The sequence below is a fragment of the Thermoactinomyces sp. CICC 10521 genome (genome assembly GCF_016055135.1).
In the GTDB taxonomy this organism is placed as follows: Bacteria; Bacillota; Bacilli; order Thermoactinomycetales; family Thermoactinomycetaceae; genus Thermoactinomyces_A; species Thermoactinomyces_A daqus.
This window is the reverse complement of the sequence record NZ_JAECVZ010000085.1, coordinates 1-1,005: the sequence shown is the minus strand read 5'-3', so window position 1 is coordinate 1,005 and position 1,005 is coordinate 1. Positions and strand designations below refer to the sequence as shown.

The following is a 1,005-nucleotide window of genomic DNA, read 5'->3' as shown; positions in this document are numbered from 1 at the left end:
GATGAAAGCGGTCATATCGTTTGGAATGAGCGGTTTGCCGGCTTCGCAACTCACCATGGCTTTACCCTAAAAAGATGTGCTCCTTACCGAGCGCAAACCAAGGGCAAGGTAGAAAACGGAATCGGCTATGTGAGAAAAAACTTTTAGCCTCGTGTACGAACATTTACCAATCTTGAGAACCTGAATCAACAAGCCCGCTCGTGGATCGACACAATTGCTAATGTACGCTGTCATGGTACAACCTTTGAACGTCCCATAGACCGCCTTCTGAAGGAAGGGTTAAAGCCCTTCAACCCCATCCCTTACGGGATGGCCGAAAGATTCCAGCGAAAGGTATCAGTGGAGGCACTGGTTGCTTATCAACTCAAGCTGCATTTTTATTTTGGTTAGTGGATCTACTATGGCTTGATTTTATTCAAAAAAACAAATCTCTCTAAGTAATAACCGCTAATAGGGGTACCTCCAGCAAATAAAAAAATCCTATTCTAAGCAATCATCATAAGACAAAACCCCGCCGAAATAGGGGCCTTAATAGAGGCACTGACAGAAATACGCGGATTTACCACGCAGTAGCATAAAAAAGCAACCACCCCAACGGGTGGCAGGATGGTGCATCCCTCTGTCCTTTTGGTTAATGTGGCGAAGCCAGCTCCCTCTCCATCACCCAGACGACCCGTTCTCCCGCATGGTTTTCCGGCAGGTTGAAGAGTTCTTTCATCTCCACCTTGAGGAAGCCGAGGTGGATGGAGGTCCAGCCAAGCCGGCGGCAGGTGAGATCCAGGAAGTGTTCGGTGACTTCGCGCCCCAGGCCTTGGCCGTGCAGGTCCCGCCGGAAGATGAGGAAACCGATCCAGGGGAAGCCGTCCCTGGGGTTGTGCTTCAGGTAGGTCAGGATACCGGTGGGCGTTTCCGTCTCCTTTTCAAACAGACCAAGCATACATTCGCCAGGGTTCTCGTTCGCTTCTTTCCAGTCTTTCTCCAGCTTGGATAGGGGATAGTCTGGGC

At 50.1% G+C, this 1,005-nt stretch carries 1 protein-coding gene; it reads right to left on the bottom strand.

The features are described from left to right. Positions 1-631: 631 nt before the first annotated feature. Positions 632-1,005: GNAT family N-acetyltransferase (locus tag I8U17_RS18065; RefSeq protein ID WP_198059995.1), on the bottom strand; the 374-nt coding region annotated here is incomplete at its 5' end.